We start from the raw sequence: 13811 nt of genomic DNA, 5'->3' as shown, positions 1-13811 counted from the left end.
GAAAGCGTCGGTATCTCGTCACTCACACACGCTTCGCAGCGAAGGTTCCTACGCGTCTTTAAGTATGTTGCTCAGCGCAGTTGTTTGACGGTCCGTTGTTCCCTATCGAGTGAAACGAGCTAGGCGTGGCCGCTACGCAAATCGGGCTAGCACACCTGTTCGATCTTCGGTATCGTTGGGGTTGTGGCCAGCGAAAACAGTCCTCAGGCGGTGCGCTCCGAGTGGTGGCGTGCCGATACTGCGACGCTGCATGCCCGGAAGCAGGAAATCGAGGTTCTGAAGCGGCAGTTGGAGGCGGAGCAGTACGCGATCCTGGCGGAAATCAATTCCCGGGGTGTTCGTGGATGCTCGGGTCATTCGACGCTGGCGGCATTGATCTTCGAAGATTTCCATGTGACGGACAAGGAAGCTGGCGTCCGTGCTGACCGGGTGCTGGCGTTGCATCCCGGGCCGTCTATCGGCGGAGATCCTCAGCCGCCGTTGGCGCCATTGACCGCCGAGGCTGCGGCGGAGGGTGCGATCGGCGGCAGTCAGATCGACGCGATCATCCGCACTCTCGCCCGGATCCCGTCCACCGTGCCCGAGGAGGACGTGCGGGGCGGGGAGAAGATCCTCGTCGACCTCGCCCGCCGCGCCGGACCACGGCAGATCGCCCGTGCCGGGCGGAGGCTCTTGGACAAGCTCGATCCCGACGGGAAAGAGCCACGGAGTGAGGATCCGAAAGACGTGCGGCCGGAATTGCGGTTCGTGAAGCACCGCGACGGCACCCTCGGGCTCAAAGCCAGACTCGATCTCGAGACCTATGCGCGGCTGAACTCCGACCTCGACCCCATGGCCAAACCCCACAAAGCCATCGACGGAGTCCGCGACTCCCGCACCCACGACGAACGCTACGGCGACGCCTTCACCGACTACGTCCGGCTGAAAATCACCAGCCGAAACCTCCCCGGCCAAGCCGGGGAAGCCACCCACATCCTGGTCACCATGTCGTATGAAGACCTGATCAACGACCTCGGTGAAGCACACCTGGATCTGGTCGGGCCGATCAGCGCCACCGACGCCCGCATCCTCGCCTGCGACGCCCGCGTCCGGCCCGGAGTTCTGGGCACCGCAGGCGAACCCTTGGACATCGGCCGATCCAAACGCACCGTCTCCCTCGCCCAGAAGTACGCACTCACCATCCGCGACGGCGGCTGCGCCTTCCCCGGCTGCGACATGCCCGTACCCCGCTGCACCGCACACCACATCGTCTTCTGGCGACACCACGGCGAAACGAAGATCGACAATCTCGTGCTCCTGTGCACCAAGCACCATCGGCTCATTCACCACAGCGAATGGAAAGTCGCCATCGCCCAAGACGGACTCCCCGAATTCACCCCGCCTACTTATCTCGACCCCACCGGAACTCCAAGGCGCAACACCATGCACCTCAGGACATAGGCCGGCCGAGCAAGCATGAACCTCGCCTTTCACCCACGACGCCTCCGCGGGTCAGGAATGACACCTTCGGTCACGCCCTTCAACCGGCGCAGGAGAAAGCTCGTCACGCCCGCCAGGACGAACAGGCACGTCGCCACGAAGATCCGCTCGTCCGAGGGGTCGTCGTCGAGGGCGGGATGCACACTCTTGAGCACCACGTGGACGTAGAAGAAGACGGCGGGCGCGTACAACGCCCACCACGCGACTTTGCTCCAGGCCTTCAGCGCGTACCCGTCGAGCGGCTCGATCGGGAGCAGACCGAAGACGACCACCTGGATCCCAGCGGCCAGCACGACACAGATCGCGAAGGTCATCGACTTCGGAGCCGCTTCACGCCCGGCGACGACGAGAGGGGCGAGCAACGCCCAGAGACCGACGCAGGTCACGAGGACGGCGATCCCGCCGCCGAGCGTCGCCCGTCCTTGCGCCTTCTTCGACGCCCTTCCCACCGCGAAGAAGGTGACGACCAGCCCGTAGGCGTAAGGCACGGGAGAGCCCAGCCAACAGGACACGGTGGCCAGCACCGCGGCCACGAGGAACCCCAGCCAGATCGCCCGGAGGTGGCCGCGTCCGCGGTCCGGGCTGAGCAGTGAATCCTTGGGTTTCTCGTGGGCGGCGACCAGTGACAGGGATATCGCGCCCGCCGCCGCTTTCAGCGCGACGACACCCCAGTCCCAGGTGCGGGCATTGACCTCCGCGTCGGCCCAGACCAGCAGCGCCCCGCCGATCGCCGCGTAACCGAGTGTCCGCGCCGCCGCGTGGCCACACGGCGCCGTCTCCAGCCGCTTCGATGATCTTGTAGACCAGGTCCGCCGGGAACGCGGTCTCCAGCAAGAGCACCAGCGCCAGGATCGCCGCCGTCTCCACCGCGCTCGCCGCCAGGGACCGCAGATCGGTCCGGACCTCGCTCGGCACGGGAATGTGGAGAAGTCCGGGTGGCCTCGGCTCGGGTGGTTCCGGAGAAGTGGGGGGCGGGGAATGGGTGGCTCCGTGGTGGACGGTGACCTCGGGTTTCACCGACGACTGGTCGCCGGTCGGCACGGGCGAGGGTGCCGGCCTCGGTGTAGCTGTCGTCGCGCGGATGCGGGCCGATCCGTACCTCGGCGGACACGGTCGCCGTGTTGCTCCGGTTCCCCGCCGTGTCGACGATCCGGTAACCCCACCGCGCCGTCGTCAAAGTCCCTCTGCGCCAACGGAACCCGACCGGGCTCGTGGTCGGCTCCACCACGCCGTCCGGCGGGCCGGACACCAGCTCGACGACACGTATTCCGGTCAGGGCAACGATCCGGACGTTTCCTACGAGCCGCCGGATCCGTACGGGCGGGTAAGGATCTCGAGCACGTGACCGTCCGGATCGTCGAAGTAGACGCCGCGGCCGCCGTCGTTGATGTTGATCTCCCCCGCGCCGCGATGCCCTGGCCCCGCCCAGTACGGCAAACCTCCTTCGCGGATCCGCCCGAGGATCGTGTCGAACTCGTCCTCCTCGACCAGGAAAGCGTAATGCTGCCTGGAGAACTCCTCGGTGCTGTGCATGACGTCGAGCGAGACCCCGTTGCCGGTCTTGACCACGAGGAACGGACCGAATTCGGCGGGCTCGGGCAGTCCGAGGATCGAAACCAGGAAGTCCGCCGTGGCGGCCCGGTCGGTGGCGTTGATGATCGTGTGATTCAGCTGCACTGTCATGAAAAGCACCATGACATCTCGAGTTCGCTGGAGGTCAACACGTTCGCCTGTAACGTTTAGCGGTCCGTCACGACTTGAGTACTGGAGCCGACACGAAGGGGACGTGATGCGTGCTTTGGTGATGGCCGGTGTTGCCGGTCTGTTCATGCTGACTCTCGCTCCGCCGGCGGCGGCGTCCGGCGTCCCGGAGCAGTGGTCGGCCGGACCGTTCACGGCGCAGGTCGCGGTCATGGCGGGGGACGTCGACGGCGACGGCAAGGACGACCTGGTCAGCTACAACACCTATCTGTACGGATGCTACGTGCTGCGGTCGAGCGGTTCCGGCTTCCAGGCACAACAGAACTGGGGCGCCGGGGACTTCCTGAGCAGCGGCTTCAACGGCAGCGCCAACTTCGTCGGGGACATGGACAACGACGGCCGCGCGGACGCCATCGCCGTCCGGCGGCAGACGGCCTCGACGCCTCGCGGCATCTTCGTGGCGAGGTCGATCGTGGACTACTACGGCGTGGAACGCTTCGGGACGCCCAAGCAGTGGCTGAACAACACCATCGCCGGTGACTACGGGAACCTGGCCGCAGATCTGGACGGCGACGGGGACACCGACGTGATCGGCCTGTTCGACGTAGCCACCCTGGCGGCGCGGTCGGACGGCGGCACGACCCTGCCGCTGGTCGCGTGGGCACCGCCCATCCGCGGCGGGAAGGCGACACTGGCGGCCGACGCGACCGGTGATGGAAAGGCCGACCTCATCCTCGTCGACGCGGACGGCACGAGAGTGGTGGCCGGCACCGCGAACCGCTGGTTCGACACTCCGGTGTCATGGTCGTCGATTCCTTTCCACGGCACCAAGAAGACCCTCACCGCGGACATCGACGCCGACGGGGACGCGGACCTCATCGCGGTCAACGAAAACGACGTGCAGGTGATGCGCTCCACCGGGTCGGGTTATTCCCCGCCGGAGACGTGGTACGCGGGCCCCTTCTCCGGCACGAAGGAGACACTCACGGCCGACGTCGACGGAGACGGCGACGCGGACCTTGTCGCGGTGAACGCCGGCGACGTCTGGGTTCTGCGCTCGCAGTAGCCCCGGCCGGTGCGCGCGCATTCGAGGTACACCCGTATCGGTTACCGCGACGGCCGGAGTAAATTGCCTGTCGTACCCCAAGACCTCGGTGACGTGAAATATCCGTGAAGATCCCGGTTCAAATCACGAGCCGAGATTTCTTGTGCGAACGAGGCGAACGTCGACAGTTCGGCCGCACAGCGGCGCACTGTTCGCACCACTCCATTCCGCCGGCGCACCGCGCCCGCGTGAGTCATCGCTCATCGTGTTTCGGGAAATGAAGAAAATGAGATTTCAGCAGAATCCGGTCCGCCGGGGAATCGTCGCCATACTGGCCGGAACCCTCGCGGTCCCGGCCTTGTGGGCTACTGCCCCACTGACCGCCCACGCCGCCGTCAACTGCGTCGTCAGCCCCGGCGTGACCCAGACCAGTACGGTCGTGACCGGAAGCCCCGGCAACGACACGATCGACTGCGGGGGCACGAACCCCGCCAAGACGATCAACGGCAACGGCGGGAACGACACCATCACCGGCTCGGACTTCGACGACACGGTCAACGGCGGCGACGGCAACGACACCATCACCGGCGGCACCGGGGCCGACACCGTCGCCGGCGGGCTGGACATCGACACCCTCTCCGGCAGCGCGGGCAACGACACCCTCATCGGCGCCTCCAACGACGGCAGCCAGGACAGTCTCGACGGCGGCGACGGCATCGACACCTGCCAAGGACCCGCGCCGGACCCCGACATCCACGCGAGCTGTGAGAACACGAGCACGCCGCCGACGTCGGGCCCGGGCTCGAGCACGGGAAACGCCACCGAACTGTGCAACGCCACCGGCGGCGTCTTGTCCCTCACCGTGAACCCGGTCGGCTACGTCTGCGTGTTCAACCCCCTCAACACAGCCAACCGTCGCGCGCAGGAAGCAGGCACCATCTGCACCGGAGCCAACGGGACATTCGTGAACCTGCTCCCGCTGAGCTACGCCTGCCTGCTGCCCTCCGGGCCACGAGCCACCGGCTGAGGCCCTCTGTCGCTCCCCCAGCGGGCTTCACCGATCAGAAATCCTCCGCCGCGGCGTCAGTTCTGGTAGCTCCCTGGCACCGGTGGAAGGATCGACGACCATGACCGACGCAAGCCCGCTGGGCGCCGACGAGGCCACGTTCATCGCGGCGGCCCGCTCGGGCGATACGGCGCGGTTCGCGCTCATCACGGAGCGCCACCGCCGTGAGCTGCAGGTGCACTGCTACCGGATGCTCGCGCACTACGAGGACGCCCAGGACATGACGCAGGAGACGTTCCTGCGAGCGTGGAACAAACGCGAGTCGTTCAAGGGCCAGGCCGCGCTGCGGACCTGGCTGTACCGGATCGCGACCGGATGCTCCCCGAGGACCCCCAGGAATCGGTGGTGACGCGGGAGACGATCGAACTGGCGTTCATCGTCGCCGTCCAGCATCTGCCGCCGCGGCAGCGGGCGGTGTTCATCCTCCGCGACGTCCTCGGCTGGCCGGCGTCGAAGGCCGCCGACGTCCTCGGCCTGACCGTCGCCTCGGTGACCAGCGCACAGCAGCGGGCACGCGTGACGATGCGCGAGCGGCTGCCCGGCCGCCGTCTCGACTGGCGCGGCCCCGCCACCCACGAGCTGTCGGACGACGAGCGCGGCGTGGTGAAGTCCTCCATCGACGCCCATGAGCGCAACGACCTCGACGGGCTGCTGTCCCTGCTGCGCGACGACCTGCGCTTCGCGATGCTGCCCGGGCAGGGCACCATGACCACGACGGCCAAGGACGCGGTCGACGGCTGGGTCTCCGGTGGGCTCTTCCAGCGCGGCCACGACGACTGGCGCGGTGTCGCCACGACGGTCAACCGCATGCCCGCCGCCGCGCTGTACCTCCGCTCCCCCGGTGACCCGGAGTACCGGCTGTTCGCCATCGCGGTCCTGCACATCGTCGACGGGAAGATCGCCGAACTCACCGGATTCGACGCCACCGGCAAACCCTGGCTGGACCTGCCCCCTGCGCTGTGAGACCACTCAGCGCCTTGTCTCGTATCGGGTCAGCAGCACGCCACCGGGAAACGTCCGAGTCTCCACCAGGGTCAGCTTCACCCAGCTGTCCAGCGCGGTGAAGAACGGCGTACCGCCACCCACCAAGACCGGCACGGTGACCAGCACGTACTCGTCGATCAGCCCGGCCCGCATGGCCGCCGCGGCGAGCGTCGCGCCGCCGATGTCCATCGGCCCGCCGTGCTCGGCCTTGAGCCGGGTGATCTCGGTGACCGCGTCGCCGGTGACCAAACGGGTGTTCCAGTCGACCGTGCTGGTCGTCGAGGAGAACACCACCTTCGGCATGGCCCGCCAGCGGCGGGCGTACTCGATCGCCGCCGGTGTGGCGCCGGGCTGCCGGTCTGCGGTCGGCCAGTGTGAACTCATCGCCTCCCAGAGCTTGCGTCCGTACAGCGCCAGTCCCGTCGCCGCCACCCGGTCGGACCACCACTGGAACAGCTCGTCGCCCGGCGACGAGTCCGGTCCCTCACCCCCGCTCCAGCCGAGGTCGTCGCCGGGCGCGGCGATGTAGCCGTCCAGGGTCACATTCATGCCAAAGGTCAGTTTCCGCATGGCGTCAGCCTCCGTGAGTCGATCTCACCCGTACAGACGGTCGCGGCGCGAAAACCTCATCGGTGCGCGATCTGCGTCCGCGGAGGGGAAGCGGGCGACGGCGGGTAGTCGTCGACGGTCATGGAGTTGTGCACACGGGCGGTCTTGGTGGCGAAGCGCGGCCGGCATGGCCGATGACGATTGTCAAGTAGCGCAGGCGCTACCACCGGCGCCGGGGCGCCGTCACCGCGAATCGGCGGGCTGACCCGATGGTGCGAGAGGCGGCGGACGTCAATGCTGGGGAGGACGAAGCCACCGAACGAAGGAAAAGCATGTCGAGAGTGGATTCCTTGCGCCGTAACATGATTCGTGCCGCCAGTGTCGCGTTGGCCGGAGTTTTCTGCGCGGTCGCGGTACCCGCCGGTGCCGATGCCGTGGTGAACGGGAAGAACTCCACCGAGCGCTACGAGTTCATGGCCTCGATCCCGGAGGTCGTACCCGAACTGAACAACGCCAAGGGGGTTTGCGGGGCGGTGCTGATCCACCCTCAGTGGGTGGTGACCGCGGCGCACTGCGTCGACCCGGAGAACAACCCGGCCAGGCCGGAAGGGACCGTGCGCATCGGCAGTGAGCGGCGGACCTCCGGTGGCACCGTACGCACGATCGACCGTATGGTGCGTCACCCGGGCTACCAGCCTGGCTCGCCGAACAAGAACGACATCGCGCTGGTACGCCTGGACCGTCCGGTCTCCGAGCAGCAGCCGATCCGCATCGCCGGCCGTCCCGGCCGCCCCGGCACTCCGACCCGCTTGCTGGGCTTCGGCACCACCGTCGACACCGCCGACATCACCAAGGCGGTGTTCCCCGAACGGCTCCAGCAGCTCGACACCCGTCGCGGGGCGGAATCCGAGTGCTCCCCCGGATACGCGGATTCGACCCGGCTGTGCACCATCAGCCGCAAGCGCGGCGCGATGGCGTGCATGGGCGACTCCGGCGGGCCGCAGGTCCAGCGCGGGAAGGGTGGCCGGTGGGAACTGATCGGCGTCACCTCCGGCCCCGGCGACGACGACGTGCCCTGCGCCAACGGCCCCGGCCTCTACACCAGCGTGCCCGCCTACGCCGACTGGATCCGCCGCACCATCCACTGAGGTGCCCGGTCCCTCCCCATTGGACTGTCCACAAGGGATAGTGGCTGCTAGGAAACAGACCGCAGCCGGATGCGGACGCACAGTCCCCCGGCTTCGGCGTCCGCGAGACCTACGGTGCCACCGTCATCCGTGACGAGCTGTTTGACGATCGCCAACCCGAGGCCGGAGCCCGAGGGCCCGGTCGTGCCCGCGCCGCGCCAGAACCGGTCGAATGCCCGGAGCTGGTCGTCATGGGGCAGACCGGGCCCTTCATCGGCCACCTCGATCAGCACGTGCTCGCCCTCCCTGACGGTCCGGACGACGACCGCGCCGCCGGACGGCGAGACCTCCAGCGCGTTGGAGAGCACGTTGTCCAGCACCTGTTCGAGGTTCCCAGGGCTGACCAGGACCTCCGGATCCCCGTCCGCGTGGTCCGCGCGCAGCCGCACCCCGCGTTCCGCGGCGACGGCGCGCCACACCTCGAATCGGTCGTCGACGACGTCCCGCGCCCGGACACGTTCCGGCGTTCCCACCGCGGCTTCCGCCCTCGCCAACGTGAGCAGCGCGTTGACCAGGCGGTTCATGCGCACGACCTCGGCCGTGGCCAGGTCGATGTCCTCTCGCACGAAGGGATCGGTGGCCCCGTCGGCGATATTGTCCAGCGAGAGCCGCAAAGCGGTGAGCGGCGTCCGCAGCTGATGGGACGCGTCGGCGATGAACGCCCGCTGCGACTGGACGAGCGTGTCGATCGTCTCCGCCGCGTTGTTCAGCGTCCGCGCCAGCGTCCGAGTTTCGGTCGGACCGGATTCCACCGCCCTGGCACCGAGGTCTCCGTCGCGGAGCCGCCGCGCCATCCGGTTCAGCTCGCGGAACGGCCGGGTCAGCCGCCTGGCCAGCAGGACACCCAAGATCGCGGCGGCGATCAGCACGGCCACGGCGAGGATCGCGCGAAAACCCCAGATCTGCACCTGCCGTTCGTTCAACGGGGCCGACGGATAACTCACCCGGACCGCGCCGACGACCGTGCCGGTGGCATCTCTCGCCGGCACCGTGAGCACGAGCCCATCGGCGCCCAGTGCGGGCGCCTCACCCCAGCGGGTGTCCTCTCGACCGTCGAGCGCGGCGGCGAACGCCGGATCGTCCGGGGCCGGGGGCAAGGGCAGCGGAACGGCCGCCGTCCGGTCGGCGAGCAGGACGTCGAGGCGGCCCGGCGTCTCCTGCTCGTAGGCCGCGGCCAGCCGCGCCAGCGCCTGGCGCGACGGCGTGTCCGGTGCCGCCAGCAACAGCGCCGCCGTCGCCGCTTCCCGGCGCACCGATGTCTCCACATCACCCCGCAACTGGGCGGTGAGCACGAACGCCACCGGTACGGTGAACGCGGTGATCGCGACGGCGACCAGCAGGATGTAGCTGACGACGAGCCTGCGGTTCATCAGGACACGACCAGCCGGAACCCGACACCCCGGACAGTCTCGACGGTCACGACCTCACCGAGCTTGCGGCGCAACGCGGCGACATGGACGTCCAGCGTCTTCGTCGGGCCGAACCAGTTGCTGTCCCAGACCGCCTCCATGATCTGCTCGCGGGTCAGCGCCGCACCGGGTTCCTCCGCGAGGAAGGCCAGCAGATCGAACTCCTTCGGCGGCAACGGAAGTTCGTCGCCGTCCAGGAGCACCCGGCGAGCCCGCCGATCGATCACCAGCCTCCCGCCGGCGTAGCTGTCGGGCGTCACCTCCGCGGGCTGGCCCGCCACCGGCTTCCTCGTCCGGCGCAGCACCGCCCTCATCCTCGCGACGACCTCACGGACCCCGAACGGCTTGGAGACGTAGTCGTCCGCGCCGATCTCCAGACCGACCACCCGGTCCACCTCGTCCGAACGCGCACTGATCACGATGATCGGCACATCCCCGCGCTCCCGCAGCTCACGGCAGACGTCCAGCCCGTCGGTGTCCGGCAGGCCCAGGTCGAGCAACACCACTTCGGCGGCCTCGGCCGTCAGCGCTTCCGCTCCCGTCCGGACCCAGTCGACCTCGAAGCCATACCTGGAGAGGCCGCGCCGCAGGGACTCGGCGATCGATTCGTCATCTTCAACCAGCAGTACCCGCACGCGACAGATCATGCCACCAGCGCGCCGAAACCACCTATCGCCAGTCCACTATGGATCGGCTTCGGCGGCGAGCGTCGTCAAGTCTTTCCGAAATCCTGGTGGCTTCCTGGCCGCACGCTGGATTTCTCCTTCTCATCGGTCATCCACAGTGGAGACATCCAGTTCACCGGATCAGGCAGGGAGACAGAAAATGCGCAACAAGGTTCGTACCACCACCGGTGTTCTCGCCGCGACGACGGCACTGGCACTCGCGACCACCGCGTGCACGGCCGGAAACGCGGAGCAGCCCGCCCAAGCCGCGGCTCCCGCACCCGCTCCGGTCGCTCAGCAGGCCGCCGCCAAGGCCTCCCAGCAGGACATCGCCGCGCTGTTCCCGATCTGGAACGCGGCGCTCGCCACCGGCGACCCCGACAAGGTCGCGGATCTGTACGCACCCGACGCGGTGCTGCTGCCGACGGTGTCCAACGACGTCCGGACCACCCGCGCCGAGATCGTCGACTACTTCCAGCACTTCCTCGAGAACAAGCCTTCCGGCACGATCGAGAAGGAAATGGTCAGCGTCCTCGACGCCGACACCGCCGTCAACACCGGCGTCTACCGCTTCGCCATTACCGGCAAAGACGGCAAACCCACCGAGGTCGAAGCCCGCTACACCTACGTCTACGAGCTTCGCGACGGCAAGTGGCTGATCGTCAACCACCACTCGTCGGCGATGCCGGAAAAGAAATAGTGTCGTAGGTTTCCCGGGCCGAGAGCACCTCGGCGATTCGCTCAAGGGGTCGTGACATGGGGCAAAACCGTTGTTCGGTTACGTTGAGGTAACCGGAATCAGCTCGTCATCATCAAAGCACACGAGTTCTCCGGGAAGGAAATGACCGATGACCGAATCGACCACCCCGCTCGACGTGGTGAACAAGTACTTCGACGCGTTGGCCGCCAACGATTTCGCCACCGTCGCCGCGATGTTCGCCGAGAACGTCGTATGGCACCAGCCGGGAGAAAACCTGTTCTCCGGAATTCACCGAGGCGGAGCCGCCGTCGGTGAACTGCTCGGGAGCATGACGGCGGCCAGCGAGGGTTCGTTCAAACTCGCGCCGACCGGCGCGCCCATGGTGAACGACACACTGGTCGCGGTTCCGGTTCACTTCAGCGGAAAGCGCGAAGACGCGGAGATGGCCCAGGACGGGCTCGACCTGCTGAGGATCGAGGGCGACCGCGTGGCCGAGGTGTGGCTGTTCTCTTCGGACCCGGCCTCGGAAGACGCCTTCTGGGGCGCGGCCTGACCGCTACGTGCGCACCGTGACCGCCGCCCGCGTATAGCTTCCTTGGAAACAAGTTCTATGGAATAGATGTTCTGCGGAGAGGTACTGATGGGCGACGAGACGTGGGAACAGCCTCTGGCGATCGAGGTGCGTGGGGCCAGGGTCCACAACTTGCGGGACGTCGACGTGACGGTGCCGCTTCGCCGTCTCGTCGCGCTGGCGGGTGTGTCCGGTTCGGGCAAGTCGTCCCTGGCGATGGGTGTCTTGTACGCGGAGGGGTCGCGCCGGTACATCGAGGCCTTGTCGACGTACACGCGACGGCGGATGTCCCAGGCCCCGCGGGCGGCCGTCGACAGCGTCGAGCACGTCCCGGCCGCGCTGGCCCTGCGGCAGCGTCCGGGCGTTCCCGGGGTGCGCAGCACCTTCGGCACCTCGACCGTGACCTGACGTGCCCGGTGTGTGCCGTGACGTTCTATCCGCCGGGGGCGGAGTCACTGGCCTTCAACTCCGACGGGGCGTGCCCGCGCTGCACCGGGACCGGTGTCGTCCGCGAGATCGACGAAGAGCACCTCGTTCCCGATCTCACCGCCCGGTACCTCGGCGAGCACCTGGCCACCGCGCCTCCGGAGTAGCCGGGAAGCTCGGCCGTTCTCCGGGAGTCAGGAACGCCCGGCCTTGCGGAGTTTGGCCAGCGTCGCCGCCAGCTGTTCCAGAGCCCGCTGACTCAGTACCGAACCGACCCGGCTCTCCAGCTCCGCTTCGAAGATCTTTGTCGCCTTGGCCGTCAAGCGACGGCCGGCTGGCGTGAGTTCGACCAGCGACGACCGCCGGTCGTCCGGATTGGCCCGGCGACGGCAATATCCGGCGGCCTCGATCCGGTCGACCACCTTGCTCGTACCACCGACGGTGATCGAAAACTCCTCCGCCACGTCTTGCACCCGGCATGCTTGACGCCGCGCGAGCAAGCGCATCACCTCGAACCAGGTGAGCTGCAGATCGCACTCGGCGCGCAGCTTGGCGTCGACGGCGTTCCACAGCTCGATCTCGAATCCGACCAGGTCCTGGAACAGCAGCTTCAGATCCACCACAACACATCTTCCGGCGATTATTCTTCCATGGAGGGTTCACGATACGCCGTCCCGCAAGGACTCTGTCCGATCAGCGGAGTGCGGGCCCGTCGGGGTCTTCCCGTGGTCGATGACCGCTATGATCACGCCGCCCAAGCACCGGCGATCATGCCTTGAGGAGCAACCGTGGAACAGCTTGTCCGGGCAGGCTGAAACGTCCCATCGTGAACTCCTTCTCAACGGTTGGGCCTGTGTCAGGCGGAAATCGAGTGTTCCGCGCGGAGTTTCCGGATTCAACCGCTCCAGCAGTCCCACGAAAGCGCGAGCCAGGTCGTGCGCGGTGACGCCTTCTTCGGGGAGCGTTTGGAGCACCGCCTCCCGCTCGTCCGCCACCTGGCCGAGCCTGCTCCGCAGGACCGCGTCGAGCAGTCCCTCTTTCGAACCGAAGTGGTAGTGGATCGCCGCGCTTCCCGCGTCCCGTCCCGGGCGAAAAAGAAGCTTGCCGACGTCTGTCGAGATACGGTCGGGCCGTTCGTCATCCTCTTCGACAGTCCGAACCCGCTGCGCTGGAGGACAGATGCAATACATGCTGCTGGTCTACAACTGCGAGCGCCCCGAACCGGAGGATCCCGGCTTTCCCGAAGCGCTGGCCAGGGTGAACGCGTTCGCCGACGAATGCCGCCGTCGTGGCGCGTTCGTCGCGGCCCATCCCCTGCGGAGTGAGCACACCGCCACCACGGTCAGCGTCCGCGAAGGCAAGACGCTGATCACCGACGGCCCGTTCCTCGAGACCCATGAGCACCTGGGCGGGGCGTACATCCTCGACTGCCGCAACCTCGACGAAGCTCTCGAACTGGCCGCACTGTGCCCGATGGCCGAGCAGGGCACCATCGAGGTCCGGCCGATCGCCGGAGTACCGGACCTCGATCACCGGGCGGCCACCGGCGCATGACCGCCGCACCCGTCCTGCAGGAGGTCTACCGCGAGCACCGCGGCCGGATGCTCGCCGCCCTCGTCCGTGCGCTGGGCGATTTCGAACTCGCCGAAGACGCACTGCAGGACGCGTGCGCGCTCGCGCTGGGCAAATGGGTGGGCACGACACCGGACGATCCGGTCGCCTGGCTGCTGACGGCGGCCCGCAACAGCGCCATCGACCGGATCCGACGTATCCGGCGCGGGCAGGAAAAGCTCGCATCGATGGGAGTGCAGGAGGAGGCGATGACCATGGACTTCGGTGGCGACAGCCTTCTCGGTATCGGCGACGAGCGGCTCAGCCTCATCTTCACCTGCTGCCATCCCGCCCTGGCCGAAGAAGCGCGGATCGCACTGACCTTGCAGGCCGTTGCCGGGCTGACCGCCGGGCAGATCGCCCGCACCTTCCTGATCGGCGAAGCGACCCTGGCTCAACGGCTGGTGCGCGCCAAACG

At 67.6% G+C, this 13811-nt stretch carries 18 protein-coding genes; 12 read left to right on the top strand and 6 right to left on the bottom strand.

The window, feature by feature from the left end:
* The first annotated feature begins 183 nt into the window (after window positions 1-183).
* Window positions 184-1440, top strand: a complete 1257-nt coding sequence (locus ACZ7KI_RS26140; RefSeq protein ID WP_470275708.1) for an HNH endonuclease signature motif containing protein — start codon at window positions 184-186, stop codon at window positions 1438-1440.
* 29 nt (window positions 1441-1469) lie between these two features.
* On the opposite strand, the gene ACZ7KI_RS26135 is transcribed toward ACZ7KI_RS26140, so the two are convergent.
* Both ACZ7KI_RS26135 and ACZ7KI_RS26130 read right to left on the bottom strand, forming a co-directional pair.
* Window positions 1470-2372, bottom strand: coding sequence for an FGLLP motif-containing membrane protein (locus ACZ7KI_RS26135; RefSeq protein ID WP_470275844.1), 903 nt, complete (start codon window positions 2370-2372; stop codon window positions 1470-1472).
* Window positions 2373-2775: 403 nt separating this feature from the next.
* On the bottom strand, window positions 2776-3162 hold the full coding sequence (locus ACZ7KI_RS26130) for a VOC family protein (protein WP_470275707.1): 387 nt from the start codon (window positions 3160-3162) through the stop codon (window positions 2776-2778).
* Window positions 3163-3268: 106 nt separating this feature from the next.
* Here ACZ7KI_RS26130 and ACZ7KI_RS26125 point away from each other — a divergent pair, with 106 nt between their 5' ends.
* From ACZ7KI_RS26125 to ACZ7KI_RS26110, 4 genes are all read left to right on the top strand, one after another.
* Window positions 3269-4246, top strand: a complete 978-nt coding sequence (locus tag ACZ7KI_RS26125) for an FG-GAP repeat domain-containing protein (RefSeq protein WP_470275706.1) — start codon at window positions 3269-3271, stop codon at window positions 4244-4246.
* Window positions 4247-4502: 256 nt separating this feature from the next.
* A complete protein-coding gene (locus ACZ7KI_RS26120) occupies window positions 4503-5252 on the top strand; it encodes a calcium-binding protein (protein WP_470275705.1) in 750 nt (249 codons plus the stop codon).
* 100 nt (window positions 5253-5352) lie between these two features.
* Window positions 5353-5640, top strand: coding sequence for a sigma factor (locus ACZ7KI_RS26115; RefSeq protein ID WP_470275704.1), 288 nt, complete (start codon window positions 5353-5355; stop codon window positions 5638-5640).
* A complete protein-coding gene (locus ACZ7KI_RS26110; RefSeq protein WP_470275703.1) occupies window positions 5637-6254 on the top strand; it encodes a sigma factor-like helix-turn-helix DNA-binding protein in 618 nt (205 codons plus the stop codon). Before ACZ7KI_RS26115 ends, ACZ7KI_RS26110 begins: the two co-directional genes overlap by 4 nt.
* 6 nt (window positions 6255-6260) lie before the next feature.
* Here ACZ7KI_RS26110 and ACZ7KI_RS26105 read toward each other — a convergent pair whose 3' ends face one another.
* Complete coding sequence (locus tag ACZ7KI_RS26105) at window positions 6261-6845, bottom strand: dihydrofolate reductase family protein (protein WP_470275702.1); 585 nt, start codon at window positions 6843-6845, stop codon at window positions 6261-6263.
* A 311-nt stretch (window positions 6846-7156) separates the two neighbouring features.
* Here ACZ7KI_RS26105 and ACZ7KI_RS26100 point away from each other — a divergent pair, with 311 nt between their 5' ends.
* Window positions 7157-7972, top strand: a complete 816-nt coding sequence (locus ACZ7KI_RS26100; protein WP_470275701.1) for a S1 family peptidase — start codon at window positions 7157-7159, stop codon at window positions 7970-7972.
* 47 nt (window positions 7973-8019) lie between these two features.
* Here the strand turns inward: ACZ7KI_RS26100 and ACZ7KI_RS26095 are convergent, their stop codons facing one another.
* Window positions 8020-9381: a HAMP domain-containing sensor histidine kinase gene (locus tag ACZ7KI_RS26095; RefSeq protein WP_470275700.1), complete on the bottom strand. Its 1362-nt coding sequence runs from the start codon at window positions 9379-9381 to the stop codon at window positions 8020-8022.
* Complete coding sequence (locus ACZ7KI_RS26090; RefSeq protein WP_470275699.1) at window positions 9381-10055, bottom strand: response regulator transcription factor; 675 nt, start codon at window positions 10053-10055, stop codon at window positions 9381-9383. The genes ACZ7KI_RS26095 and ACZ7KI_RS26090 overlap by 1 nt, the downstream gene beginning before the upstream one ends.
* Before the next feature lie 190 nt (window positions 10056-10245).
* Here ACZ7KI_RS26090 and ACZ7KI_RS26085 point away from each other — a divergent pair, with 190 nt between their 5' ends.
* From ACZ7KI_RS26085 to ACZ7KI_RS26070, 4 genes are all read left to right on the top strand, one after another.
* The gene (locus ACZ7KI_RS26085; RefSeq protein WP_470275698.1) at window positions 10246-10785 is read left to right on the top strand and encodes an SgcJ/EcaC family oxidoreductase; all 540 of its coding nucleotides are present in this window, start codon (window positions 10246-10248) and stop codon (window positions 10783-10785) included.
* A 148-nt stretch (window positions 10786-10933) separates the two neighbouring features.
* Window positions 10934-11338: a nuclear transport factor 2 family protein gene (locus tag ACZ7KI_RS26080; protein ID WP_470275697.1), complete on the top strand. Its 405-nt coding sequence runs from the start codon at window positions 10934-10936 to the stop codon at window positions 11336-11338.
* Between the two features lie 87 nt (window positions 11339-11425).
* On the top strand, window positions 11426-11764 hold the full coding sequence (locus tag ACZ7KI_RS26075; protein ID WP_470275696.1) for a P-loop NTPase family protein: 339 nt from the start codon (window positions 11426-11428) through the stop codon (window positions 11762-11764).
* A gap of 17 nt (window positions 11765-11781) precedes the next feature.
* Window positions 11782-11949: a hypothetical protein gene (locus ACZ7KI_RS26070; RefSeq protein ID WP_470275695.1), complete on the top strand. Its 168-nt coding sequence runs from the start codon at window positions 11782-11784 to the stop codon at window positions 11947-11949.
* Between the two features lie 27 nt (window positions 11950-11976).
* On the opposite strand, the gene ACZ7KI_RS26065 is transcribed toward ACZ7KI_RS26070, so the two are convergent.
* On the bottom strand, window positions 11977-12402 hold the full coding sequence (locus ACZ7KI_RS26065; RefSeq protein WP_470275694.1) for a MarR family winged helix-turn-helix transcriptional regulator: 426 nt from the start codon (window positions 12400-12402) through the stop codon (window positions 11977-11979).
* A 559-nt stretch (window positions 12403-12961) separates the two neighbouring features.
* On the opposite strand from ACZ7KI_RS26065, the gene ACZ7KI_RS26060 reads away from it, so the two are divergent.
* Both ACZ7KI_RS26060 and ACZ7KI_RS26055 read left to right on the top strand, forming a co-directional pair.
* Window positions 12962-13336 carry a YciI family protein gene (locus ACZ7KI_RS26060; RefSeq protein WP_470275693.1) on the top strand — a complete coding sequence of 125 codons (375 nt, stop codon included), beginning with the start codon at window positions 12962-12964 and terminating at the stop codon, window positions 13334-13336.
* Window positions 13333-13811, top strand: a 479-nt coding sequence (locus tag ACZ7KI_RS26055) for a sigma factor (RefSeq protein ID WP_470275692.1), incomplete at its 3' end; no start/stop codon positions are given. The genes ACZ7KI_RS26060 and ACZ7KI_RS26055, both read left to right, overlap by 4 nt.

The organism is Amycolatopsis sp. NPDC039088, assembly GCF_055598845.1.
This window is presented reverse-complemented; position numbering and strand designations above follow the sequence as displayed.